The sequence below is a fragment of the Acinetobacter sp. YH12134 genome, assembly GCF_013418555.1.
Taxonomy (GTDB): Bacteria; Pseudomonadota; Gammaproteobacteria; order Pseudomonadales; family Moraxellaceae; genus Acinetobacter; species Acinetobacter indicus.
In genome coordinates, this window is sequence record NZ_VPBT01000016.1 from 37,059 (window position 1) to 60,843 (window position 23,785).

The 23,785-nt window shown below is 46.7% G+C and carries 24 protein-coding genes; 15 read left to right on the top strand and 9 right to left on the bottom strand.

Features of this window, described 5'->3' with window-relative positions:
- Positions 1-116: 116 nt before the first annotated feature.
- Positions 117-1,502 carry a Do family serine endopeptidase gene (locus FTU69_RS10195; protein WP_104469870.1) on the bottom strand — a complete coding sequence of 462 codons (1,386 nt, stop codon included), beginning with the start codon at positions 1,500-1,502 and terminating at the stop codon, positions 117-119.
- Positions 1,503-1,730: 228 nt separating this feature from the next.
- Between FTU69_RS10195 and nadB the strand changes: the two genes are divergently transcribed.
- The gene (nadB, locus tag FTU69_RS10200; protein WP_005176669.1) at positions 1,731-3,377 is read left to right on the top strand and encodes an L-aspartate oxidase; all 1,647 of its coding nucleotides are present in this window, start codon (positions 1,731-1,733) and stop codon (positions 3,375-3,377) included.
- Positions 3,378-3,481: 104 nt separating this feature from the next.
- On the opposite strand, the gene mtlD is transcribed toward nadB, so the two are convergent.
- The 5 genes from mtlD to pabC form a co-directional block, all read right to left on the bottom strand.
- Positions 3,482-5,626, bottom strand: coding sequence for a bifunctional mannitol-1-phosphate dehydrogenase/phosphatase (mtlD, locus tag FTU69_RS10205; RefSeq protein WP_180103837.1), 2,145 nt, complete (start codon positions 5,624-5,626; stop codon positions 3,482-3,484).
- 342 nt (positions 5,627-5,968) lie between these two features.
- Positions 5,969-6,388: a PaaI family thioesterase gene (locus FTU69_RS10210; protein WP_180103838.1), complete on the bottom strand. Its 420-nt coding sequence runs from the start codon at positions 6,386-6,388 to the stop codon at positions 5,969-5,971.
- A gap of 61 nt (positions 6,389-6,449) precedes the next feature.
- On the bottom strand, positions 6,450-7,061 hold the full coding sequence (tmk, locus tag FTU69_RS10215) for a dTMP kinase (protein WP_160232527.1): 612 nt from the start codon (positions 7,059-7,061) through the stop codon (positions 6,450-6,452).
- A 2-nt stretch (positions 7,062-7,063) separates the two neighbouring features.
- Entirely contained in the window at positions 7,064-8,122 is a 1,059-nt protein-coding gene (mltG, locus tag FTU69_RS10220) for an endolytic transglycosylase MltG (protein WP_168381670.1), read from the bottom strand.
- A gap of 1 nt (position 8,123) precedes the next feature.
- Entirely contained in the window at positions 8,124-8,936 is an 813-nt protein-coding gene (gene pabC / locus FTU69_RS10225; protein ID WP_152342235.1) for an aminodeoxychorismate lyase, read from the bottom strand.
- 161 nt (positions 8,937-9,097) lie between these two features.
- Here pabC and FTU69_RS10230 point away from each other — a divergent pair, with 161 nt between their 5' ends.
- The 7 genes from FTU69_RS10230 (at position 9,098) to FTU69_RS10260 (ending at position 16,107) form a co-directional block, all read left to right on the top strand.
- The gene (locus FTU69_RS10230) at positions 9,098-10,108 is read left to right on the top strand and encodes a sulfate ABC transporter substrate-binding protein (RefSeq protein ID WP_180103839.1); all 1,011 of its coding nucleotides are present in this window, start codon (positions 9,098-9,100) and stop codon (positions 10,106-10,108) included.
- A gap of 47 nt (positions 10,109-10,155) precedes the next feature.
- Positions 10,156-10,761 (top strand): alpha/beta hydrolase, encoded by a 606-nt coding sequence (locus tag FTU69_RS10235; RefSeq protein WP_104472953.1) that lies wholly within the window; start codon positions 10,156-10,158, stop codon positions 10,759-10,761.
- Between the two features lie 83 nt (positions 10,762-10,844).
- Positions 10,845-11,678, top strand: coding sequence for a sulfate ABC transporter permease subunit CysT (gene cysT / locus FTU69_RS10240; protein WP_005176654.1), 834 nt, complete (start codon positions 10,845-10,847; stop codon positions 11,676-11,678).
- Positions 11,675-12,568 carry a sulfate ABC transporter permease subunit CysW gene (gene cysW / locus FTU69_RS10245; RefSeq protein ID WP_075167788.1) on the top strand — a complete coding sequence of 298 codons (894 nt, stop codon included), beginning with the start codon at positions 11,675-11,677 and terminating at the stop codon, positions 12,566-12,568. Before cysT ends, cysW begins: the two co-directional genes overlap by 4 nt.
- 11 nt (positions 12,569-12,579) lie before the next feature.
- Positions 12,580-13,641: a sulfate/molybdate ABC transporter ATP-binding protein gene (locus FTU69_RS10250; RefSeq protein ID WP_005176652.1), complete on the top strand. Its 1,062-nt coding sequence runs from the start codon at positions 12,580-12,582 to the stop codon at positions 13,639-13,641.
- A 54-nt stretch (positions 13,642-13,695) separates the two neighbouring features.
- The gene (locus FTU69_RS10255) at positions 13,696-14,619 is read left to right on the top strand and encodes a CysB family HTH-type transcriptional regulator (protein ID WP_075167787.1); all 924 of its coding nucleotides are present in this window, start codon (positions 13,696-13,698) and stop codon (positions 14,617-14,619) included.
- Positions 14,620-14,892: 273 nt separating this feature from the next.
- On the top strand, positions 14,893-16,107 hold the full coding sequence (locus tag FTU69_RS10260; protein ID WP_180103840.1) for an OmpP1/FadL family transporter: 1,215 nt from the start codon (positions 14,893-14,895) through the stop codon (positions 16,105-16,107).
- A gap of 46 nt (positions 16,108-16,153) precedes the next feature.
- Here the strand turns inward: FTU69_RS10260 and carO are convergent, their stop codons facing one another.
- Positions 16,154-16,882 (bottom strand): ornithine uptake porin CarO, encoded by a 729-nt coding sequence (gene carO, locus FTU69_RS10265; protein WP_075174740.1) that lies wholly within the window; start codon positions 16,880-16,882, stop codon positions 16,154-16,156.
- A 303-nt stretch (positions 16,883-17,185) separates the two neighbouring features.
- Between carO and dapD the strand changes: the two genes are divergently transcribed.
- From dapD to FTU69_RS10290, 5 genes are all read left to right on the top strand, one after another.
- Complete coding sequence (gene dapD, locus FTU69_RS10270) at positions 17,186-18,007, top strand: 2,3,4,5-tetrahydropyridine-2,6-dicarboxylate N-succinyltransferase (protein WP_180103841.1); 822 nt, start codon at positions 17,186-17,188, stop codon at positions 18,005-18,007.
- A 95-nt stretch (positions 18,008-18,102) separates the two neighbouring features.
- On the top strand, positions 18,103-18,813 hold the full coding sequence (gene queE, locus FTU69_RS10275) for a 7-carboxy-7-deazaguanine synthase QueE (RefSeq protein WP_005176644.1): 711 nt from the start codon (positions 18,103-18,105) through the stop codon (positions 18,811-18,813).
- Between the two features lie 98 nt (positions 18,814-18,911).
- On the top strand, positions 18,912-19,580 hold the full coding sequence (gene queC, locus FTU69_RS10280; protein WP_005176642.1) for a 7-cyano-7-deazaguanine synthase QueC: 669 nt from the start codon (positions 18,912-18,914) through the stop codon (positions 19,578-19,580).
- A 16-nt stretch (positions 19,581-19,596) separates the two neighbouring features.
- Positions 19,597-20,010 (top strand): hypothetical protein, encoded by a 414-nt coding sequence (locus FTU69_RS10285; RefSeq protein WP_005176638.1) that lies wholly within the window; start codon positions 19,597-19,599, stop codon positions 20,008-20,010.
- Between the two features lie 156 nt (positions 20,011-20,166).
- Entirely contained in the window at positions 20,167-20,628 is a 462-nt protein-coding gene (locus FTU69_RS10290; protein WP_005176635.1) for a peroxiredoxin, read from the top strand.
- A gap of 75 nt (positions 20,629-20,703) precedes the next feature.
- On the opposite strand, the gene FTU69_RS10295 is transcribed toward FTU69_RS10290, so the two are convergent.
- Both FTU69_RS10295 and FTU69_RS10300 read right to left on the bottom strand, forming a co-directional pair.
- Entirely contained in the window at positions 20,704-21,288 is a 585-nt protein-coding gene (locus FTU69_RS10295) for a YceI family protein (protein WP_180103842.1), read from the bottom strand.
- A 63-nt stretch (positions 21,289-21,351) separates the two neighbouring features.
- Positions 21,352-21,921 (bottom strand): nicotinate-nicotinamide nucleotide adenylyltransferase, encoded by a 570-nt coding sequence (locus tag FTU69_RS10300; protein ID WP_075174739.1) that lies wholly within the window; start codon positions 21,919-21,921, stop codon positions 21,352-21,354.
- 100 nt (positions 21,922-22,021) lie between these two features.
- Here FTU69_RS10300 and FTU69_RS10305 point away from each other — a divergent pair, with 100 nt between their 5' ends.
- On the top strand, positions 22,022-22,822 hold the full coding sequence (locus FTU69_RS10305) for an enoyl-CoA hydratase (RefSeq protein WP_005176626.1): 801 nt from the start codon (positions 22,022-22,024) through the stop codon (positions 22,820-22,822).
- Between the two features lie 94 nt (positions 22,823-22,916).
- A complete protein-coding gene (locus FTU69_RS10310; protein WP_180103843.1) occupies positions 22,917-23,708 on the top strand; it encodes a nitroreductase family protein in 792 nt (263 codons plus the stop codon).
- Positions 23,709-23,785 lie beyond the last annotated feature (77 nt).

A 23,785-nucleotide genomic window follows, 5' to 3' on the forward strand; every position in this document is an offset into this window, starting at 1 on the left:
TCTGTTACTGTACTGCTGCATCGGCTATTGAGGCCCCTAGTCTACTGAAAATTGGCCCCAGATAAATTGAAAAATAAAAAAAACCACAGCAGGCTGTGGTTTTCGACTGGCTCAGATCAGGAAATTCGCATGCCGACAATAGCACGTTGTCCCTGACGGATTAAGGTCACACGCGCCACGCTGCCCTTTTTCAGCTGCGAAACCGCCTGAACAAAGCTGTTGCTGTCGGTGACTGGGCTATTGTTCAGCTGTACGATGACATCACCCGGTAAAATGCGCGACTGCGCTGCAATACTGCCCGGACGGACTTCCTGAATCAGCACGCCGCCTTTAATTTCCAGCTGACGCATTTCTGCTGCTGACAGGTTCCGGATTGCGACCCCAAGTACCGGGCCTTTATTCTGGCTTGGCGTAACATTGCTCTTGGCCGGGGTGTCATCCGGTGCAGTACTTAAAGTAGCCGAGATATTCCGGCGACGGTCATCGCGTAAAACTTCCAGCTGGATGGTCTGTTTAGGTGCAGTACGGTTCAGATAATTGAGTAATTCGCTGGTGCGCGAAATTGGGGTACCGTTGTATTTTAAGATCACATCACCGGCACGCAAGCCGGCTTTGGAGGCTGGAGAATCCGGTGCCACCTGGGTAATTAAGGACCCTTCCGGTTTATCCAGTCGATACGATTCTGCCAGCGTCCGGTCAATATCCTGCAGGCTCACACCTAAATAGGAACGGGTGACTTTACCATGCTGTTTTAACTGGTCTGCCACTTCCATGGCGACATCAATTGGAATCGAGAAAGACAGGCCCATATAGCCGCCCGTTCCACTAAAGATACGCGAGTTGACCCCAACCACTTCACCGCGCTGGTTAAATAGCGGTCCACCCGAGTTACCCGGGTTTAAGGCAACGTCAGTCTGAATAAACGGTACCGAGGTTTCCCCCATCATGTTACGCATTTTGGCGCTGACAATACCGGCAGAGGCGGAATAGTCAAAACCGAATGGTGAACCAATCGCCAGCACCGGCTCACCAACTTTCAGGCGATCAACATTACCGGTACGCAGTTCAGGGAAATTGCTGCCAGATACTTTCAGCAAGGCCACATCGGTCCGCTCATCACTGCCGACTACAGTGGCATCAATTTCACGGCGATCATTCAGGACAATGGTGACTTTGGAGGCATTTTCAATCACATGGTGGTTAGTGAGCAGGTAGCCATCTTTGCTAATAAAGAAGGCACTGCCATAACCGGTTTTTTCTTGTGGTGCCTGACGCTGCGGAATCACCACCCCATCGCCAAAGAAACGGCGTAACAGTTCCGGAACCTGTTGTTGTAACAGCTCTTCCTGGCTTAAACGTTTGACCACATTGACACTGACAACACCGGGGCTGACCTGTTCAACCAGGTTGGAAAAATCTACTGAAGTAGAGGCCTGTGCTTGAACAGATGCCATAGTGAACACAGCTGCATAGAGACCCTTCTGTAAGTAGCGATTATTCATATATAGCATTCACTCAATTTGTTTATAAAAATGTGATGTTCTGTTTTTAACATAACGCTTTTTAAGATTTCGTAATAATATGTTCAATTCCTCAACAGGATACAAGTGCTTATGCCATTTTTTATAAAATGGAGTTTTATTGCTTTTTCTCATCATTAATAAGCATCTTGACCCTTGCCTTTTGTTTTAAAAAGCGTTGTCATTACCAGACTTTTTTCAAATTAGCTGATGGACATGTCTAATTTACATGCAACTCATCATTTTGATGTGATCATTGTGGGTAGTGGCGGCGCAGGTTTAAGTCTGGCACTGTCATTACCAGCTCATTTTAAAATTGCCGTGCTGGCCAAGTCGGCCCTGACTGATGCCAGCACCTTTTATGCCCAAGGTGGGGTCGCAGCCGTACTGGATGAAACCGACTCTATTCAACAGCATATAGATGACACAATGATTGCAGGCGCGCATTTATGTGAACTGAATGCCGTGCAGCAAACTGTAGAGGGCGGTAAACCTTCGGTCGATTTCCTGCTTGAACATGGCGTTCAATTTACCCTCGATGAACAGGAACAACTGCATTTAACCCGTGAAGGCGGCCACTCCCAGCGCCGGATCATTCACGCGGCAGATGCCACGGGACGTGCCATTTCAACGACACTGGTCCAGCGGGCCAGAGAAAAACAGAATATCCAGATTTTTGAAAACTTTGTTGCCATTGACCTGATTACCACACAGAAACTCGGTCAAACCGGTGACAATCGTGCATTGGGCCTGTATGCCCTGGATGAAAACACCGACCAGATTGATACCTTCCTGGCGCCCTTTACCGCCCTAGCCTGCGGCGGTGCCATGAAAGCCTATCTGTACACCTCTAACCCGGATATTGCCACCGGTGACGGGATTGCCATGGCCTACCGCGCCGGTTGCCGCGTCGCCAATATGGAATTTAACCAGTTCCATCCGACCTGCTTATACCATCCGCAAGCCCGTTCCTTCTTGATTACCGAAGCCATGCGTGGCGAAGGCGCCTATTTACGCCTGCCAGATGGGGAACGCTTTATGCTACGTTTCGATGAGCGTGCCGAACTGGCGCCACGTGATATTGTGGCACGTGCGATTGACTTTGAAATCAAGCGTCTGGGGATTCGTCATGTCTGGCTAGACATCACCCATAAACCGGCCGAGTTTGTTAAAGAACACTTCCCGACCCTGTATGCGCGTTTACTGGAATTGGGCATCGACATCACCAAAGATATGATTCCGGTGGTCCCGGCAGCGCATTATACCTGTGGCGGTGTAGTGGTTGATGAACACAGCCAGACCGATATTGCCGGCCTGTATGCCATTGGTGAAACGTCTTATACCGGCCTGCATGGTGCTAACCGTATGGCCAGTAACTCACTTTTAGAATGTTTTGTATATGGCATGAGTGCTGCTGAACATATTCAGGCTGAATTCAAGCCCGATTATCAATCACCAAATGTGCCGGCCTGGGATGATTCTCAAGTGACCCATCCCGATGAAGATGTGGTGATTCTACAAAACTGGGATGAACTGCGCGCCACCATGTGGAACTACGTCGGAATTGTCCGCACCACGAAGCGTTTGCAACGTGCCCTGCACCGTATTGAAATGCTGAAACGTGAAATTACCGAGTATTATCAGGACTACAAAGTCAGTAAAAACCTGATTGAACTGCGTAATCTGGTGCTGGTTTCAGAAATGATTGTGCGCTGTGCCATGCAGCGTAAAGAATCGCGTGGCCTGCATTACACCCTGGATTATCCAGAACTGGCAGATGAGCTGCGTAAAACTGTCCTCACGCCGCCAAACTTCCAGGTAGAAACGCCATTGGTCAATGAGGATGTGCCGGCTTAAAATGCTTTTACATCTTCAGTTCTGAAAGATAAAAAACCGAATCGCAGGATGTGATTCGGTTTTTTATTGGGATCAGCCAAAAATGGTTTCAGCCGGATGGTTCCTCAAGTTGAAGCATATTGCGCTGCACTCGAGGTTGGCTTTAATAATGGCAACTGCTCAGGTTCTAGCACTCCGGACAGCAATTGCGGCAGATAGGTCTGCACATAATTACGTAAAGTCAGTGCCACTTGTGCCGAGAAATGTGGCTGCTGCAATTGTGTCTGTAAATGTGCCAAAGCCTGCGCCTCGGTCAGCTGATGGGTTTGCACCGCATAGACATAGCCCAATAAAGCACCTTGTGCCAAAAACTGATACGGCAACCCGGCCTGAGCATTGCTGGCAATTGAACCTAACACCCGTTCGGACGCACTGAGCTTGCGTAGCGGATCACGCGCCACCCGTGCACATGGGTCTTTATAGGCATGGACACAGGAGTTTGCAAAACTTTGTGCCAGTGCATGTAGATCTTTCTGTCGGTGTGGTAACACCACCGCCAGTCCCTGCTGAACCTGCTGTAACAACTGCTGCATGAACTGTTCAATCTGCGGGTCGGCCAGAGCCACACCAATGGTTTGATGACCACGCAGGCTGGCATACCAGGCAAGCATGGCATGCACCCCGTTCCAGAGCCGGTTTTTAATCAGCTGGATTTCACTGATGTCTTCGATCAGAATCATCTGCCGCATTTTTTGCAGTAATGGACTGGCATTTTCCACATAAATCGGCATGTCAATTTCTGCATTAAACAGAATAAGATCCATGGTCTGTAGAATATGACTCGGCTGGAAATTACGGCGCAAATCTTCCACATACAGGCTGGCCTGACGTTCCTGCTCCGGCTGCAAACGGGTGTTATCCTCAATTTCAACCGGCTCGGCTTCATCTTCTGTCTGCGACTGCTTGAAGATGTTGTATTTAATTCGCAGCTGACGGTACAGGTTCTGGTCAGTCAGTTTGGATACCATACGGTTGACCACGGTATCGCAGAAATAATGCTGCGCTAAAATGGCTTGTGCGGTCTGCACATCACTTAAGGCCACCAGGGCTTTACGGATATGCTCCAGCAATAACTGCTTGGCACCAACTTTATTTAAAATAATCAGCACGGTTAAAGGCGCAGCCGGCTGGTCCTGATGGGCCAGATAACGTGCATACAGGCCTTGCGCAATCACCTCAGCTTCACTGCTCAGCGCTTTTTCTGGCAGACACAAGGCAATCAAGCTGGATTCGATATACATTTCCTGCATATGCTGCAGGTTATCTGCATCAATAATGCTCATGTTTTCAATACGCTCATCATAGGACATTTGTCCATAACGAATGCAATAGGTGCCAAAAGCATTCACCGCAGAGCGATACAGCTGGTTACGGGTAGAGGCATAAATCCGTTTCGGACGGGTATAACCATCCCAATGCGATAACACCTGTGCCAGATAACCGCCGCCAATCGCACCAAAGCCATGGATTCCGACGGTTAGCTGGCTCAAGGTTTGTGGAAAAGCTTCCTGCAGGCTGGGCATCCCCAAGGCCGGAATATACAGGTTTAAATCTTCCAGATAATCTTCCATGCTTTCATAGTAGTAATGCGCCTTGGACAGCATCTGTTCATTCGGTGCTTTAATGTCCCGCAGCAGCACGGTAATGCCCTGCGCCTCATAGGCCGAGGTCACACCATTGTCTGAATCTTCAAACATGAAACAGTCACTGGCGGAGAGATTCAACTTTTGCGCAGCGGTCAGGAAAATTTCCGGATGCGGTTTGCCACGTTGGACTTCATCTCCGCACACCAGTACATCAAAAAATTTATAGACATTGGCATTAATTAAATATTCTTCGGCAATGGCACGGCGACTGGACGTCGCCACTGCCATGCGCAGCCCGGATTTACGCAAGCGCTCCAGCACCTGTAGCAAACCAGTTTTAATCGGCACACCAAACTGACGCACACTTTCCAGTTCCAGCTCATCGGCACGCTGGCGAATTTCAGTATAGGGAATATCTTCACCATATTCAGCCTGTGCCAGCTGTTTGGCACTGCGCGCACTCAGGCCCAGACACCCCATTAAATAGTCATCGCTGAACTCCACTCCAATCAATTCCCGAGATGCCTGTTTCAAGGTTTGAAACCGTAAACGCTCAGTATCAAACATTGTGCCATCCATATCGAAAATTGCGCCCTGGATCATTTTATTTTTAAATTTAAGCATTTCCCCCCTCATTTGATCATTTTTCAACAGGCCTAGAGCCTAGTGCAATTTTTGAGGGAACAACACCTTAGACAAAGAATGAAATATTTAAGGTTAAAAATTAACCATCTGATTGGAGTAAGATTTAAGATATGTAACTTTGAGTAATTAATAAGTAACATCATGTAAATCAATAAAGCGATTTTGCTGAAATATAAGGATAAGTTTTAAATAATTCGGAGGGTGCTTTTCGGCGAATTAAATAGGCTTCAAAAAATAAAAAGCTGGAAGCATCAGATTGGCGAAGAAACTGAAGCAAGCAAAATAAGGCGAGCCAGATCAAAAGAACAAGTGGCCTGAGAATCAAGCCACTTGGGGTGGAATTGAATAGGTTCCGGTCACATGCGCCACCGGTTCCTCCTGCCCGACTGAATAAATCCAGACTTCACCCACGGCCAGACTTTTACCCAGTTTCATGAGCCGGCATTCCGCCCGCAGGTTTTGTCCACCGGCCGGTTTGCGTAAAAAATTGATATTCAGGTTGGTGGTAACCGCCAACCCGACAATCCCAATCTGGCCCAGAATCGCCACATATAAAGCCAGATCCGCGGCTGTCATCATGGTCGGACCAGAGATCATGCCGCCCGGACGTAATTCACTTTCCCCAACCCGATAGGTCAAGCAGGCACCCATGGGCGTGACCGCATCAATCTCGCATTTTTCCAGGCTCTGGGGAAATTCTTGTTGTAAAAATTCAATAATTTCAGCACGGTTACTTTTCATTGTGATCAAAAAATCCTCTATCATCACGCTACTATAGAAGATTTTTAGTCTTGACCCAAATTTAAGCAGCAACTGTCTGTAAATATTTGAGCGCCTCGGCAAAGACCAGATCCGGACTTTGGGTGGCATCTAAACGTTTAATCCGTTCTGGTTCTGCCTGCCACAACTCCTGATAACCAGCACGCACCTTTTCAAAAAAGGTGACTTTTTCCTGTTCAAAACGGTCCAGCGCACCACGTTCACGCGCACGGGACATGCCCAGTTCAATCGGTGCATCCAGCCAGAAAGTCAGAGCCGGCATGTGCGAAACAAAATTCTGGTTCAGCAATTGCAACTTTTCCCGGCTTAGGCCACGCCCAGCACACTGATAGGCAAAGCTGGCATCAGTAAAGCGGTCACAGAGTACCGTTTTGCCAGCTGCCAGTGCAGGCAGAATCACCTGCGCCAGATGCTGGGCGCGTGCTGCGTACACCAGCAGTAATTCAGTATCATTACACATCTGCTCGTCATGATTGACTGAAAGCAGCAGACTGCGAATCTGCTCGGCCATCGGGGTGCCACCCGGTTCACGGGTCAGCACTACTTCACTGCCTTGGGCCTGCAAATGTTCATAAATACGACGGATGAGCGTGGTTTTACCTACCCCTTCGGTGCCTTCAAAGCTAATAAACATGCTCACTCCTTGTTCTTCGCACGAATGACCGCCAGATATTCCTGAACTGCGCGGTTATGATCTTGCAGATTGGTACTGAATTTATGTCCGCCATCACCGGTGGCGACAAAATAAAGATTGTCGGAATCATCCGGATGCATTGCTGCTTCAATCGCGCGTTTGCTTGGCAGTGCAATTGGTGTTGGCGGCAAACCATAGATGGTATAGGTATTGTACGGGGTTGGGGTGCGTAAATCCTTACGGGTAATATTGCCCTGATATTTGTCGCCCATCCCGTAAATGACGGTTGGGTCAGTTTGTAAACGCATGCCTATCTTTAAACGGCGCACAAATACGCCAGAGACCTGACGCAGTTCGCTATCGACATGGGTTTCTTTTTCAATAATCGACGCCATCACCAGCGCTTCATATTTATTCTTGTACGGTAAATCTGGTGCACGGTTGGCCCAGGCTTCATCCAGTGCTTTCATCTGACGCTGATATAAATCGGTCAGAATTTTACGGTCCGATTCGCCCTTGGCAAAGAAATAGGTATCTGGCGCAAACAGGCCTTCTGGATGCTCAAACGGAATATTCAGCGCTTTTAATAATTGATCGGTCGGAAGATGGCTGACTTCTTTAGTCACCAGTTCATCCTTTTGCAGACGCTGTACCAGCTGTTTAAAAGTGGTGCCTTCAATGACCAGAATCCGGTTCATCTGCGCATTTTCCGCATTGGAGATCATTTCCATGACTTCACGGATGCTCATGCCCTGCTGGATTTCATAAACCCCGGCTTTCATCGAATCATGAATCATGATTTTCTGATACAGCTTCAAAATAATCGGGAAACTGACCTGATCATTTTTTTCCAGACGATCAATAAAACCGGAATAGGTATCGCCATCGCCAATGGCCAGTAATTCTTTCTGGCCTTTTACCGGATAGTCTTTAAACAGGCTGGACCAGAGCATCACCACGACAATGAGGAGTACGCCCAATAACAGGGTTAAAATACCTTTAATCGGTAATGGGGAGCGAGGCTTGTTTTTCTTTTTCGTTTTAGAGCGGGATGAAGACATATTAATGCATCTGATTCAATTGAAGACGATTAAACAGTTCAATACAGGCTTGAACATCTAAAAGGCGTGCATCGAGCTGGGTCACGATTTTCATCGGACTGAGCGCATTACAGAAAAACAGACTCTGGAACTGCGCAATTTCTTCCATATCGACATAACGCTGGCGACAGGAAATGCCGTGCTGCTGCATACGGGCCAGAATTTCAGCCCGCATCACGCCGTGGACGCCATTATAGCGAAGTTCCGGCGTAATCCATTCATTGTTTATAAGAATGAAACAATTACTGCTCACCCCTTCAACAACCGAGCCTTGCACATCAGTCACCAAGGCTTCTGGCCAGCCCTGCGCATCGGCTTCTTTTTTCAGTATCACCTGTTCTAAACGGTTCAGGCTTTTAATACCGACCAGCTGCGGCATACTCAGTCCCATCGCTTGTTTCAACACACCACTGGCGATTTTTTCATAGTGGAAATCATCCACTGCTTTAGGATAAAAAAAGACCCAGACATCAGCATCTTGTGCGGGCAGGCTATAACCGCGCTGTCCATCTCCCCGACTGATGATGATTTTTAAGGTGCCATTAACCTGCGGATAATGCTGCTGCAGCTGTTGAATCGACTGCTGGATAAACGCCAGATTGGCATTTAAATACAAACGCTCACAGCCGCGTTGTAACCGGAGCAGATGTAAGGCCTCCAGTTCAATCTGGCCATTGCGGATGCGCGCGGTACTAAAGCAGCCATCGCCATAATGAAAGGCACGGTCCAGCACTGAAACGGCCGATATTTCCTCAGCATTCTTAAAACATTGCATACAACAAGTATCCATTTGAGCTGGCTTTAGTGTAAGAATGGAAGATCTATTTATATTTCTTTTTTATTCATATAAAATTCATTTTTTATTATTTTTTTAGGAATAAGACCAGCGCTATTCTTGCCTCATGTTACAAAGCAGCGAAAAATTTGAGGTTAGTCATGAGTTTTACAAAATTAAAAATTGGGGTACTGGCCGCATTAATTTCGGCATCCTCCTTTGGTGTTGCTGCAAAAGATTTTCTGAACGTGTCGTATGACCCGACCCGTGAATTATATGATGATGTGAATAAACAGTTCGGCAAATACTGGGAAAGCCGGACCGGACAAAAAATTAATTTTAAACAGTCGCATGGCGGTTCAGGCAAGCAGGCCCGTGCCGTAATTGATGGCCTGAGTGCCGATGTGGTGACACTGGCTTTGGCCGCCGATATTGATGTAATTGCGGAAAAAGCCAAACTGTTTCCGGCAGACTGGCAAAAGAAATTACCACATAACTCGACACCTTATACCTCGACCATTGTATTTTTAGTGCGTAAAGGCAACCCGAAAGGCATTCAGGACTGGGGCGATCTGGTCAAGCCGGGTGTGGGCATTATTACCCCGAACCCGAAAACCTCAGGCGGTGCACGCTGGAACTATCTGGCCGCCTGGGCTTGGGCTAAACATCAGCCGGGTGGCAATGATCAAACTGCACAGGAATTTGTACGTAAAATTTATAAAAACACCAAAGTTCTGGATTCAGGCGCCCGCGGTTCAACCACCACCTTTGCCGAGCGTGGCATTGGTGATGTGCTGCTGGCCTGGGAAAATGAAGCGCATCTCGCCATTCGTGAGCAGCCGGGTAAATTTGAAATTATTACCCCAAGCCTGTCGGTACTGGCAGAACCACCGGTGGCCATTGTTGATAAAAATGCGGAAAAACATGGCAACAAATATTTGGCCCAAGGCTATTTAAACTTCCTGTATTCCCCACTCGGACAGGATTTAGCCGGCAAACATTATTATCGTCCTCGTAGCGAAGCAGCATTAAAGAAATACAGCCAGGTGTTCAGGCCCTTAAAGCTGGTCACGGTAGATCAGGAATTTGGGGGCTGGGCCAAAGTCCAGTCTGCACATTTTGAAAATGGCGGCATTTTCGACCAAATTGTAAAAGCCAATAGCGCGAAATAATTCAGCTGTAGCATCAGCAACTGTAGGGTAAGCAAAGGAGCATCGACATGATTCATACCGTAATTGTTCCGGGCGTGGGTGGCAGTGAATATGGCCACTGGCAATCCTGGTTACAACGACAGCTCATGTCCTGCTCCCGCGTCGAGCAGCAGGACTGGAATGCCCCGGTACTCAAAACTTGGGTAGAACAGTTCCGAAGCACCGTGGCGGCTATTGATGCACCGCTGCAAATTGTGGCGCATAGCTTTGGCTGCCTGACTACCGTAGCCGCTCTGGCGCAATACCCGGCGCTGCAACGCAAGGTCAAGAATCTGGTACTGGTGGCGCCGGCCAACCCGGGCCGTTTTGGTGAAGCCGGTTTTGCCCGTGACAGCCAGCATGACTATCAGGACTATTTTCATCAGCTGCAAGTTCAGGTTCCGGCCAGCATGCTAATCAGTGAAAATGATCCCTGGTTAAATGCCGAACATGCACTGGAACTGGCGCAGTCCTGGCAATTAGAACCGGTAAGCTTGGGCCATGTCGGGCATATTAATGTCGCCTCTGGTTTTGGTCCTTTTCCTGAACTCTGGAACTACCTGATTTCAGAAAAGGCTATGCAGCATATCAGTATTACTGATGACAGCAAGTATTTATTTAAATTTGCAATTTAACCCTCGCAAATTATGCTTGTGCCGAAATTTATTTATTTTTCGCTGGCTGATTTCAGCCCGCATTCTCTCTTTGAGGAGTAATCATGTCGCAGCGGTCCCGAGTGCTGCCAGGATTTGGTCTTTCTCTAGGCTTTACCCTAGCGTATTTATCATTAATCGTTCTGATTCCTTTGTCTGCCGTATTTTTAAAATCGCTGGACATTGGCTGGGAAGGTTTATGGGAAATTTTAAGTTCTGAACGTATCTTAAAATCTTTGCAGTTAAGTTTTAGTGCTGCGCTGATCGCAGCGCTGGTGAACGTCGTTTTTGGTTTATTGCTGGCCTGGTGTCTGGTGCGTTACCGCTTTCCGGGCAAACGCCTGATTGATGCGCTGGTCGATTTACCTTTTGCCTTACCGACCGCCGTGGCCGGTATTGCCCTGACCTCTTTATATGCACCTACCGGCTGGATTGGTCAGTATCTGGAGCCTTTAGGCATTCAGGTGGCCTATACCCCTATCGGGATTACCCTGGCCCTGATCTTCATTGGTATTCCATTTGTGGTGCGTACCGTACAGCCGGTACTCAGCGATTTGGAAACCGAGCTGGAAGAAGCTGCATCTGCCTTGGGCGCAAACCGTCTGCAGATTGTTACCAAAGTGATTTTCCCGATTTTACTGCCGGCGTTAATTACTGGTTTTGCCCTGGCCTTTGCCCGTGGCGTGGGTGAATATGGTTCGGTAATCTTCATTGCCGGGAACCAGCCTTTTGAAACTGAAATTGCCCCGCTGATGATTATCTCCCGTTTAGAAGAATATGATTATGCCGGTGCAACCACTATTGCGGTGGTAATGCTGCTGATTTCATTTGTGATGCTGTTCCTAATTAACTTGTTACAAGCATGGGCCAGCCGTCGTACAGGGAGAACAGCCCGATGAGTTTAAATACCAACAGCAATGCTTTGGCCGACAAGCTGCAATCGCGTGATGCCACCCGTGAACCGACCTGGGTTCGCTACACCTTACTGGCCATTGCCCTGATTTTCTTCCTGAGCTGCCTGATTCTGCCGTTAATTCTGGTGTTCGTTGAAGCCTTTAAACAAGGCGTGGGCGTGTATACCCAGGCGCTGGTACATCCAGATACCTTATCTGCGGTCAAACTGACTTTACTCACCGCGGCCATTGCCGTTCCACTCAACGTGGTGTTTGGTGTAGCCGCAGCCTGGTCGGTGGCCAAGTTTAACTTCCCGGGTAAATCAATTCTGACCACCATCATTGATTTGCCGTTCTCGGTCTCTCCGGTCATTGCCGGGATGATGCTGGTACTGATTTTTGGTACCCAGGGCTGGATGGGCAACTGGTTAATGGACAACGACATCAAGATTTTGTATGCCGTGCCAGCGATTGTCATTGCCACCATCTTTATTACCGTACCGTTTGTGGCACGTGAACTGATTCCACTTATGGAAGCACAAGGCACCGAAGAAGAAGAAGCGGCCATTGTACTGGGTGCCTCTGGCTGGCAAACCTTCTGGAAAGTTACCTTGCCGAATATTAAATGGGGCCTGATTTACGGTGTCATTCTGTGTAATGCCCGGGCGATGGGTGAGTTTGGTGCGGTATCAGTCGTGTCTGGACACATTCGCGGTGAAACCAATACTTTGCCCTTACACGTTGAGATTCTCTATAACGAATATACCTTCAGTGCTGCGTTTGCGGTGTCATCCCTGCTGGCCCTGCTGGCGATTGTGACCTTGATCCTGAAAACCTGGGTCGAAATCCGTCAGGAAAAGCAGGACAAACGTAATGAAGATTCAACAGTTTCTTAAGGAATGACCTCATGAGTATTCAAGTTAAAAATATTGAAAAACACTTTGGTGCATTCCATGCACTGAACAATATCTCCCTCGATTTTCCAGATGGCCAGCTGGTGGCTCTCCTAGGTCCATCGGGCTGTGGTAAAACCACCCTGCTGCGGATTATTGCCGGTTTGGAATCTGCCGATGGCGGTCAGGTGATTCTGGAAGGTCAGGATGCCACCGATGTCCACGTGCGTGAGCGTCAGGTCGGTTTCGTCTTCCAGCATTATGCGCTGTTCCGTCACATGACCGTTTTTGACAACATTGCCTTTGGTTTACGTGTACGTCCGCGTGCCACTCGTCCATCGGAAGCTGAAATTAAAAAACGCGTGACCCGCCTGCTTGATCTGGTGCAACTCGGCTTTCTGGCCGACCGTTATCCAGCACAATTGTCTGGCGGTCAGCGTCAGCGTATTGCCCTGGCGCGTGCCTTAGCCGTTGAACCACGTGTCCTGCTGCTGGATGAACCGTTTGGTGCGCTGGATGCCAAAGTGCGTAAAGAACTACGCCGCTGGTTACGTACCCTGCATGATGAATTGCATATCACTTCAATTTTTGTGACACATGATCAGGAAGAAGCTTTAGAAGTGGCGGACCAGATCGTGGTGATGAACAAAGGTAACATCGAGCAGATTGGCTCACCTCGTGAAGTTTATGAAAAACCGGCAACGCCGTTTGTGTTTGACTTTCTGGGTCAGGCCAACCGCTTTGAAGGCCAGAACAGCAATGGCCTGATTCAGCTGGGTGAAGACCGTATTCAGCTGGCCAGCGCACAACAGGGGCCTCAGGGCGAGATCATTGCCTTTGCCCGCCCGGATGAGCTGACCATTCATGCCCAGCCACAGGACAATGCCATTCAAGCCACCTTCTTACGTGAAGTCTGGATTGCCGGAAAAGTACTGGCAGAACTGAACGACCGTCAAGGGAACTTAATTGAAATTTCCCTCACCCCAGAAGAAGCACGCTTGCATCAGTTCCGTCCAAACCAGACCGTCTGGCTGACAGCAAGTCAATTACATTTATTTGAAAATCAAGTCGCTTAACCGCGCACCGATGGGGCATTTCAAGCCCCATCCTTTTTTGAGGGAAAAAAGGACATGAACTTCCAACAGCTCAGAATTATTCGAGAAACTGTGCGCCAGAACTTCAATTTAACCGAAGCCTCTGCGGCGCTGTACACCTCCCAGTCCGGAGTGAGCAAGCATATTAAAGACCTGGAAGATGAACTGGGTGTGCAACTGTTTATCCGTAAAGGCAAACGCCTGCTCGGTTTGACTGAACCTGGTCAGGCCCTACTCGGTATTGTTGAGCGCATGTTGGTAGATGCCGATAATATTAAACGTCTGGCCGATGATTTTAATAAAGTGGATGAAGGCACCCTAACCATTGCCACCACCCACACTCAGGCACGTTATGTACTCCCGCCGATTGTGAACCAGTTTAAAAAAGAATTTCCCAAGGTCCATCTGATTCTGCAACAGGCCAGTCCGGTTGAAATTACCGAGATGCTGCTACAAGGCGAAGCCGATATTGGTATTGCAACAGAATCCTTAACCACAGAAAGCAATCTGGCCAGTGTGCCTTACTATACTTGGCAGCACAGTATTATTACCCCGCAAAACCATCCGCTGGCCCATAAAGCCGAGATCAGCATTCAGGATTTGGCGGAATATCCGATTATTACCTACCACGGCGGTTTTACCGGCCGTTCTAAAATTGACAAAGCCTTTGAAGATGCCGGCATTGATGTTGATATCGTGATGTCTGCCCTGGACGCCGACGTCATTAAAACCTATGTCGAATTAGGCATGGGCGTGGGTGTAGTCAACAATGTAGCCTATGACCAGGAACGTGATTATCGTTTAAAGCAGATAGAAACCGATATTTTTGGCCTGAATACCACCTGGCTGGCGGTGCGTAAAGGACATTTACTACGTGGTTATGGCTATGAGTTTATTTCCCTGTGCTCACCTGAAGCCGACATTAAAGCCCTGAAAAAAGTCGCGTATCCAGAAGATTAAACACCCACAAAAAATGGAAATGGAGAGGATGGCATCAGCATCCTCTTTTTTATATCACTCCAGTTGATCTACTAAGCAGATGAACCCAATCCGCACTTCTTAAATTTTATGCTAACGCTCATTTTGCACTACATTACAGCACCCCTAAAAAATGGGATAAAGATCACTTAAACCTGTTTATTTTTTCATCAAATTCAGTTTTAATAGCTAGATAATTTTTTAATATCAATACTTTATAAATTTATAATTTAACCAAAAATTAAAGGACGGCCAATGAAGGTCTATTTTTTCTGGGTGTCGATGAGCCTGCTTTTACCGGTTCAAGCTGTTTCTGCAGCAGCGCTGGAGCAGTCCGGACAATCCATGCATATTTTTTTCCAGCCCGATCATTATGCCGAAATCTCCCTGGTGCATTTAGAGGCCGATGTCGCAGGACAAGTCGAAAATCAGGCTGCACTGGCCGAGTTAGGGATTCATGATTATTCCACCGGCAACCTGGCACCCGAGCAGCGTTTTGTGCTTGGTGGTTTTAAACTGCAGCTGAATCCAGAGTTTTCCTTTGCCCTGCTTTATGATCAGCCCTTTGGTGTTAAGGTCAACTATAACTACAACCCGGATTTTTATGGTCAACCATTAGACGTCGAAGCTGCCGACATTCGCTTTAAAACAGAAAATATTAGCGCACTTATCGGGTATCATCCGGATACGCACTGGACTTTTTATGCAGGACTCAGTCATCAGTCTTTTCAGGGAAACCTAGAGCTTTGGGGACAAAACTATTATTTTTTTCATGGCTATCAGGCCTATTTCCCTGAAGATGATGCCTGGGGTTGGCTGGCCGGGGTACGCTACCAGATTCCTGAATATGCCATGAGTGCGGCGTTCACTTATCGTTCGGCCATTCATCATCAGCTAGCGGTACAGGAACAGTCCCCACAAGGCCAATTGCAGATTGTGGCGGACCAGAGTACCGCGGTTCGCACACCCGAATCGCTGAATCTGGATTTGCACACCGGCATCAGTGCCAATAACCTGCTCTATGCAGGTATACGCTGGGTTAACTGGAAAGATTTTTATATACAACCGACTCAATTTGGCGCCGTGATTGATGCTTACGCAAAATTCATTCCTGAAATTAAAGACTTTAAATTAATTCATTATCAGAAAGATCAATGGTCGGCCAAACTGGGCGGCTTACATCGCTGGAATGCACGCTGGATCAGTCAGTTAGAACTGGGCTGGGACTCCGGGATTGGTAATCCGGCCTCGACCCTAAATCCGGCAGATGGGCACTATAGCCTCGGCTTAGGCCAGCTCTTTTATTTTCGACCTGACAGTTTTATTGCTGCAGGAGCCTATTATTTAAAGTTTAAACAACCACATATTCAACCCAGTAATTTTGCTGGTACTCAAATTTCCAGTCTAGCCTCGGTCAATCGGGACAATTATGCCTGGGTATATGGACTAAGATTTGGCCATCATTTCTAAGGGCATAAAAAAAACGAGCCGAAGCTCGTTTTTTTATAGAAATGGCTTAGAAGCGGAAGCTTACACCCAGTTTCGCCACTGGTAACCACTCGTATTCATTGTCATTACGAATATTTCGCTCTTCACGCTCAACTTGATCACCAAAATCTGCAATAACGCCATCCGTACTTACAGCAGTACCTGAAGGAGTTAATTCAACTGTTGGGTTACCATTATAGTAGGCACCGATCTCACCAAATACACCCCAACGGTTAGTAATTGCTGGAGAGAAACCAATCCCTACATAAGGGGCAATATTATTTTTGTAAGACATTTTACCGTTAATACGAGCATCGCCTTCTGCACGGAATTCTACATCATTGACTCTAAAAGTTTCACCATCACGGATACGGCGATCAACTTCATAGTCATTATCAATATAAGCTACACCAGCTGCCATATAGAACCAGTTCGCCCATGGACGAATTTCAGCATTTAAATATGTCAGGTTATTATCCATATCTAGATCATATTTGGAGCCATTGATAGATAAGTCATCTGACCAGGAAATATCGCCGCCGTTATAACCTAAAGTTACACCTACGTATGGGTTTGCACTCCAAGAAATCGCACCACCATAACCTGTTGTACCAACTTCAGCACGAACTGCAGCGGGTTTAAAGAAAGAGAAAGTTGAAACACCTTCATCTGTCACGACTGTCTGATCTGCCGCCATTGCTGAACCTGCTGCTGTTGCAAGCACGGAAATGGCTAAAATTTTATGTAAAGATTTCATGTAATGTGCTCCTCAAAATAAAAACTTATTTTTCATGTTTAATACTATTGTTGATAAGCACAATATAAAGAAGTTCCCGCACAGTTTTTATGCACATTTTGCTCATTTTTTGTTATTTTTTGATACAAATCTATGTTTCTTTTTGAAAGATAACTCTTTTTTGAGGCGAAAGTTTAAGCAGATGTTTCTTCTATTGAGCGAAAACATTTTTCTTTATTATTAATTTCGATCTTAGTGCCAATTTTCATCTAACCCATGTTCAATTTAGTGTAAAATCTTGAAAATTTTTTTGGAAGGAAGATCATGTCTCAGCTTTCAACGATTATTGAACAAGCGTTTGAAGATCGTGCTAATTTCACCGCGGCAGACTGCCCGGCTGAAATCCGTCAGGCAGTAGAGGAAGCTATTGCTGGCTTAGATAACGGTACACTGCGTGTAGCGGAAAAAATTGACGGTGAATGGGTTGTACACCAATGGTTGAAAAAAGCCGTTTTGTTATCTTTTAAACTGAACGACAACAAACCAATTGAGTCATGTGATCTTCGTTTCTATGACAAAGTCGACACCAAATTCAAAGGCTGGACTGAAGAACAGTTTAAAGCGGCTGGCGTACGCGTAGTACCTCCTGCAGTTGCACGTAAAGGTTCGTTCCAGGCAAAAAATGTGGTGCTGATGCCATCTTATGTCAACATTGGTGCATATGTAGATGAAGGCACTATGGTAGACACTTGGGCCACTGTCGGTTCATGTGCACAAATTGGTAAAAATGTACACTTGTCTGGTGGTGTCGGTATTGGTGGTGTACTTGAGCCGCTACAAGCCAATCCAACTATTATTGAAGATAACTGCTTCATCGGCGCACGTTCTGAAATCGTGGAAGGCGTGATTGTTGAAGAAGGTTCTGTGATTTCAATGGGCGTTTACATTGGTCAATCTACCAAGATTTATGACCGTGAAACTGACGAAATCCACTACGGCCGTGTTCCTGCCGGTTCTGTAGTTGTTTCTGGCAGCCTGCCATCTAAATGCGGCACATACAGCTTATATGCTGCCATTATCGTGAAAAAAGTTGACGCGCAAACACGTGCGAAAACCAGCCTGAACGATTTATTACGCGAAGACTAATTTTTCTTTAGTTTAAGCGGAGCTATCGCTCCTCATCTCTACGGTTAGCAATGATCGTAGAGATTTTTGTTTTTCTACCTGGTGGTTAATTTGTTATGAGTACGCTTCGATCTTCCGCTATTCCTGTTTCTGATCCGTCTGCGGGTTTACGCATTACGGAGATCTTCTATTCATTACAAGGCGAAGCCAATACCTCAGGGCTGCCAACTGTATTTATCCGTTTAACCGGTTGTCCGCTGCGCTGTACTTATTGCGATACTACCTATTCTTTTGAAGGTGGCGAGCGTCAGTCGCTTGAAGCAATTATTCAGACCACGCTGGACTTTAACACACCGTATGTCTGCGTGACGGGCGGTGAACCGCTGGCACAGCCGAATGCCCTGCCTCTAATGCAGCGATTAGCAGATTTAGGCTGTGAAGTGTCTCTGGAAACCAGCGGTGCTTTAGATGTATCTAAGGTAGACCCGCGTGTTTCCAAAGTTTTAGATTTAAAAACCCCAACCTCGGGGGAAGTTGCACGGAATTTGCTTTCAAATCTGGACTATTTAACTGCGCATGATCAAATCAAGTTCGTAATTTGTAACCGTGAAGATTATGAATGGTCGAAGCAGCAGCTGGAGTTGTATCAACTGCATAAAAAAGTCAGCACCGTCTGGTTTTCCCCTGCCTTTGAAGTTGAAAATGGTGCCGCACGCATGCCGCAACTGGCCCGTGATTTGGCCCAATGGATTTTAGAAGACCATCTCCCTGTTCGTTTTCAGCTACAGTTACACAAACTGCTGTGGAATGATGAAACTGGTCGTTAATCAGGCTGCTGTATAATTGCTCTGTTTGCAAAATTAAGCTGCGAAACGCAAAGCTTTATACACAGCTCAAATTGCTTTTTATTATTTTGGAGATTCTGATGCGCCCTCGTGCCATTGTATTGTTATCTGGTGGTTTAGACTCAACAACCTGTTTAGCGTGGGCGCAAGCGCGTTATGAATGTATCGCCCTCAGTTTTCGTTATGGCCAGCGTTCAACCACTGAACTGGACGCTGCCAAAGCCTTAACCCAGCGTGCAGGTGTAGAACATCGTGTCATTAATATTGATTTAGGTAACTTAGGTGGCTCTGCCCTGACCGATCATAATATTGAGGTACCCGAGCAGGAACAGGATGGTATTCCGGTGACTTATGTGCCAGCACGTAACACCATCTTCCTGTCTTATGCGCTGGCAGCAGCGGAAGTATTTGATGCAGAAGCCATTGTTATTGGTATTAACGCGGTGGATTATTCCGGCTATCCGGACTGTCGTCCTGAGTTTATTGAGGCTTTTGCCAATATGGCGCGTTTGGCGACCAAAGTGGGCGTAGAAGGAAAACCACTCAAATTTGAAACACCTTTGTTACATTTATCCAAAGCAAATATCATTCGCTTAGGTCTTGATCATGGCGTAGACTATAGTCAAACGGTGTCTTGCTACCAGGCAGATGACCAAGGACGTGCTTGTGGAAAATGCGATAGCTGTCGTTTACGTAAACAGGGTTTCCTAGACGCAGGTGTGGCTGATCCGACACGTTATATACCGTAATGACAAGGTAGAATCTATGAAGAATTTAAAATCAAACATTATCCTTTCTGCGATTGTGTCTACTGTAGCCGTATTCGCAACATCTGCTCAGGCCAACACAGACAAATTGCAACAGGCATATAAAAGCACCAATGTAAAATCGGCGCTGATTAATGTTTGTAAAGAAGAAACTGCAAAAGGTAAAAAGTTAAGCGCTGCTGAAGTCAGCAAATACTGTACCTGTGCGGTTGAAGCCGATGGCAAGCTGACCAATGCACAAAAATGGGAAATCCAAAGTACCATTAACCAGAAGAAAAGCCCAAGTACCCTTGCTTTTGTCCAAAAACAAAACAAAGACTTACAGGCATGTTTTGGTCCTCAGTTAACCGGTAAATTAAAAACCTTAACTGAAGAAGCCATGAAAGCCGCGCAAGCGCAGCAAAAGAAATAATCATATAGTTCCTCCAGAGGCCTGCATCCATTGCAGGCTTTTTTTTGCCCAGTTTGCTGCGTTCACTTTTCTCTACCGGTAATTTGTGAGAAAACGCAGGAAATTCGGTATGATAGAGGCAATTTAAAAACTGACACAATGTAAAAGGACGATGTCATGAGCGACTTGAACTTACCAAATCAGACCTTTCCGACCACCACGGCGGAAATCAATCTGGCTGAACTACAGGCGGAATGGTTAATTGTGTATTTTTATCCAAAGGATTCCACTCCAGGCTGTACCACGCAGGCGGTAGATTTTTCTGGCCTGAAAGATCAGTTTGAGGCATTGGGTGCGACCATTCTTGGCGTGTCGCGTGATTCGGTGAAAGCGCATCAGAACTTTACTGCCAAACAGAACCTGACGATTGATCTGATCAGTGATAAGGAGGAAGTGCTGTGCCAGCATTTTGATGTGATTAAAGAAAAAAATATGTATGGCAAAAAAGTCATGGGGATTGAGCGCTCTACCTTTATTTTCCATAATGGCCAGCTGGTCAAGGAATACCGTAAAGTCAAGGCTGCAGGACATGCCGAGCAGGTACTGGAAGATTTAAAAACCTTACAAGCCAACAGTTAAACAATTGCTGGATCGGAAAAAAGCCTGATACAAGATCAGGCTTTTAATTCACTCATCACGTCTATTGTTATCTCATTATTGAACACGCCACTGACCTTTAAGCTGAATATTGACCTTTTCTCCAACACCACCCATCGCCTTTTTCATGCCAAAATCACTGCGCTGAATTTGGGTAAAGGATTGCACATCCAGCAATTTCGGGTTTCCTGTATTCGGTTTTAAACTGGTATGAAAAACAACCGGACGCGTCACGCCGCGTAGGGTTAAATTGCCGGCAATACGATATTGATCAGGACCTAAAGCGGTAAAACGCGTGCTTTTAAAACTGACGGTTTTATATTTTTGAGCATAGAATAAGTCCTCACCCAGAATCATATGTCTTAAAGACGGTTTACTCAGCTGCAGACTGTCCACATTTAGCACAAATTGGGTTGAGGCCTGCTGCGGTGCTGTTGGATCAAAATGCATGACTGACTGCACCTCTTTAAACTGCCCTCCGACCAGTTGCACGCCCATGGACTTAATCTCAAAACCAACTTCACTTTTTGGGGTCAAGGTCCAGCGCTCGGCATAGGCCAAGCTGATACCCAACAGCATAATAGCCGCACCCAGTAAGCATTTGGTCTTTGACCTTGCTACATGTGACGGGTTCAAGTTCATCGCTTATCTCCTTGCTACACAGCTGGCTTGCTTTATCTCGTTAACAAGATGGAGCCGGCGAGCTTAGGTGAGATTACTACGGTCTTGCGCATGATATTTGTCTTGTAATTGTTGATAAACCGGCGTGTGCTGAAAATTCTGTAAAAATTTGATTGTGCCCGGCGGGAAGGCATCGGTCCAGATTTCTCCACGAAAATAGGCTTCACGTACCGGCGTGGCAGACATGGCACCTTCCAGACTGTCAAGCTCGACCATCTCCCACTCCGGGAAAAATTGCAGATAATAGGAAGACTCATCTTTAAAATGGCCAATTAAACCGACTTTGGCTTCTGGTCCGGCCACCGTGGCCACCAGCATTTTCACCAGTTTCTGCCATTTTTCATCGTTATATACATCGACCACATGCACAAATTTGATCCGCTGCTGCTGCTCTGGGCTAAAGTTGGACAGAATCATCTGCTGGCGTTCAGCGGCAGTAAACGGATTTTTGATATTGCGTTCATCTTGTGCAGAGCCCAGTGCCAAAATCACGTTTTCACTTTGCTCCAGCGCGATTAAAATGGTCTGCATATGTGCCAGATGAAAAGGCTGGAAGCGGCCAATAAACACAAGATAATCAAATTTATAATTCATAGCACATCAACTTTTATGAACTCACCAGTTGTGGCGTCAACAATAATTTTCGCCATAATAAGCCCATAAATTCAAATTAATTGAAAGCAAGGATAGTACGATGACACTGAGCTGTATTCAACAACCCCATCCACATTTGAATGCGAATTTAGACAATGGCGTACTGACCTTAGCCATTCAGCGCCCGGAAGCCAAAAATGCCCTGTATGGTGAACTGTATCTCTGGATTGCGCAGGCACTGGACGAAGCCGATCAGAATAAAGACGTCCGCGTAGTAATTTTACGCGGAGCCGATGCTGATTTCAGTGCCGGTAACGACATGCAGGACTTCATGAAGTTTATTCAAACACCATTGCAAGGCAAAGCTGGAGATACGCCACCCTTTGTATTGCTAAAAGCTGCTGCACGTTTTTCCAAACCGCTAATTGCTGCGGTGCGTGGTGTAGCCATTGGCATTGGGGTCACGCTGTTATTACATGCAGATTTAGTCTATAGCGACAACACTGCCCTGTTCCAGATTCCATTTGTGAGCCTCGGCCTGTCCCCAGAAGGTGCGTCCAGCAAACTGCTGGTACAGCAGGCCGGTTTCCATAAAGCCGCAGAGCTGCTGCTAACTGCTCAGAAGTTTAACAGCGACAAAGCGCTAAACGCCGGTCTGGTCAATAGTATTGAAGAGGATGTATATGCCACTGCCCAGCAACAGGCGCACATTTTGGCCGCCTTACCACTGGCCTCTCTCAAACAGACCAAAGCGCTAATGAAACACAATCTGGATGAGATCATTGACTGTATTGATCATGAAGCGGAAATCTTTATGAAACGGGTCGGCTCGCCAGAAATGATGGAAGCTGTACAGGCTTTTATGCAAAAACGTAAACCTGACTTTACCCAGTTTAATTAAGTACTATGCTCATCAACGTAGGTGCAGTCACTGTACCTACGTTTTTATGGTTTAGTTGTTTTCTCTTTCTTTTATTTCTTTTGTGATGGTTCCCATGTCAAATTCGACAGATCCCTCATCTTTAAACTCTGCATCATCTTCAACCGAGAAAAAACGCTATTACGAACCGGCACCACAAGATATTGATGTCGAAAACTTTCGTAAAGTCATCACCAGTCGCCGTTCAGTACGTAAATTTACCGACAAGCCCATTCCAGCGGATATTTTAGATGCCTGCCTGGATTTAGCCTTACTGGCACCGAACTCCTCCAATTTACAGCCGTGGACCTTTTATGTGGTCCAGAATCCGGCCAAGAAAAAGCAGCTGGTCAAAGCCTGTCTGAGTCAGCTGGCAGCCAGAACTGCGGCCGAGCTGATTGTTTGTGTAGCACGCACCGACCGCATTGATGAAATGGCCAAACTCAATATTTCCGAGTTCCCGTTTCCTGAAGCGCCAGCCCCGGTAAAAAAATACTATAAATTTATTCCCTATAATTATAAAACTGGCTATTTCAATGCCTTCGGTCATTTCAAAAAAGTGGCCTTTAAAGTGGCACGTAGCTTGGACAAGCAATTGCCAGTGTCGGCATTTCATCCGGCCGATGCCAAACTGTGGGCCTCGAAAACTACCGCTTTGGCCTGTGAAAATCTGGTGCTGGCCTTACGCGCTTATGGCTTTGACAGCTGTATGATGGAAGGTTTTGATGAGCCAATGGTGCGTAAAATCTTAAAGCTGAATGAACAGCAATATGTGGTGATGGTAATTGCTGCCGGTGAACGTGCGAAAGATGGCGTGTTCTTCCCGCAATACCGGTTTGACCGGGAGTTGTTTATTCAGAAAGTTTAAACAAGATGTAAAAAGTCCCACTTTTCTTTAAGAGAGAAGCGGGACTGCTGCACAAGGGAGAGCTGATTAAAAGGCTC

Bases quoted from the DNA above. Each gene is read 5' to 3' on its own strand.
- tmk (WP_160232527.1), bottom strand. From the start codon at position 7,061: ATGTTTATTAGCTTTGAAGGCACCGAAGGGGTAGGTAAAACCACGCTC.
- cysT (WP_005176654.1), top strand. From the start codon at position 10,845: ATGTCGCAGCGGTCCCGAGTGCTGCCAGGATTTGGTCTTTCTCTAGGC.
- FTU69_RS10195 (WP_104469870.1), bottom strand. From the start codon at position 1,502: ATGAATAATCGCTACTTACAGAAGGGTCTCTATGCAGCTGTGTTCACT.
- FTU69_RS10305 (WP_005176626.1), top strand. From the start codon at position 22,022: ATGACACTGAGCTGTATTCAACAACCCCATCCACATTTGAATGCGAAT.
- dapD (WP_180103841.1), top strand. From the start codon at position 17,186: ATGTCTCAGCTTTCAACGATTATTGAACAAGCGTTTGAAGATCGTGCT.
- FTU69_RS10250 (WP_005176652.1), top strand. From the start codon at position 12,580: ATGAGTATTCAAGTTAAAAATATTGAAAAACACTTTGGTGCATTCCAT.
- queE (WP_005176644.1), top strand. From the start codon at position 18,103: ATGAGTACGCTTCGATCTTCCGCTATTCCTGTTTCTGATCCGTCTGCG.
- FTU69_RS10255 (WP_075167787.1), top strand. From the start codon at position 13,696: ATGAACTTCCAACAGCTCAGAATTATTCGAGAAACTGTGCGCCAGAAC.
- pabC (WP_152342235.1), bottom strand. From the start codon at position 8,936: ATGCAATGTTTTAAGAATGCTGAGGAAATATCGGCCGTTTCAGTGCTG.
- FTU69_RS10260 (WP_180103840.1), top strand. From the start codon at position 14,893: ATGAAGGTCTATTTTTTCTGGGTGTCGATGAGCCTGCTTTTACCGGTT.
- FTU69_RS10300 (WP_075174739.1), bottom strand. From the start codon at position 21,921: ATGAATTATAAATTTGATTATCTTGTGTTTATTGGCCGCTTCCAGCCT.
- FTU69_RS10310 (WP_180103843.1), top strand. From the start codon at position 22,917: ATGTCAAATTCGACAGATCCCTCATCTTTAAACTCTGCATCATCTTCA.
- FTU69_RS10290 (WP_005176635.1), top strand. From the start codon at position 20,167: ATGAGCGACTTGAACTTACCAAATCAGACCTTTCCGACCACCACGGCG.
- nadB (WP_005176669.1), top strand. From the start codon at position 1,731: ATGGACATGTCTAATTTACATGCAACTCATCATTTTGATGTGATCATT.
- FTU69_RS10235 (WP_104472953.1), top strand. From the start codon at position 10,156: ATGATTCATACCGTAATTGTTCCGGGCGTGGGTGGCAGTGAATATGGC.
- mltG (WP_168381670.1), bottom strand. From the start codon at position 8,122: ATGTCTTCATCCCGCTCTAAAACGAAAAAGAAAAACAAGCCTCGCTCC.
- FTU69_RS10295 (WP_180103842.1), bottom strand. From the start codon at position 21,288: ATGAACTTGAACCCGTCACATGTAGCAAGGTCAAAGACCAAATGCTTA.
- FTU69_RS10230 (WP_180103839.1), top strand. From the start codon at position 9,098: ATGAGTTTTACAAAATTAAAAATTGGGGTACTGGCCGCATTAATTTCG.
- FTU69_RS10285 (WP_005176638.1), top strand. From the start codon at position 19,597: ATGAAGAATTTAAAATCAAACATTATCCTTTCTGCGATTGTGTCTACT.
- carO (WP_075174740.1), bottom strand. From the start codon at position 16,882: ATGAAATCTTTACATAAAATTTTAGCCATTTCCGTGCTTGCAACAGCA.
- FTU69_RS10210 (WP_180103838.1), bottom strand. From the start codon at position 6,388: ATGAAAAGTAACCGTGCTGAAATTATTGAATTTTTACAACAAGAATTT.
- cysW (WP_075167788.1), top strand. From the start codon at position 11,675: ATGAGTTTAAATACCAACAGCAATGCTTTGGCCGACAAGCTGCAATCG.
- mtlD (WP_180103837.1), bottom strand. From the start codon at position 5,626: ATGCTTAAATTTAAAAATAAAATGATCCAGGGCGCAATTTTCGATATG.
- queC (WP_005176642.1), top strand. From the start codon at position 18,912: ATGCGCCCTCGTGCCATTGTATTGTTATCTGGTGGTTTAGACTCAACA.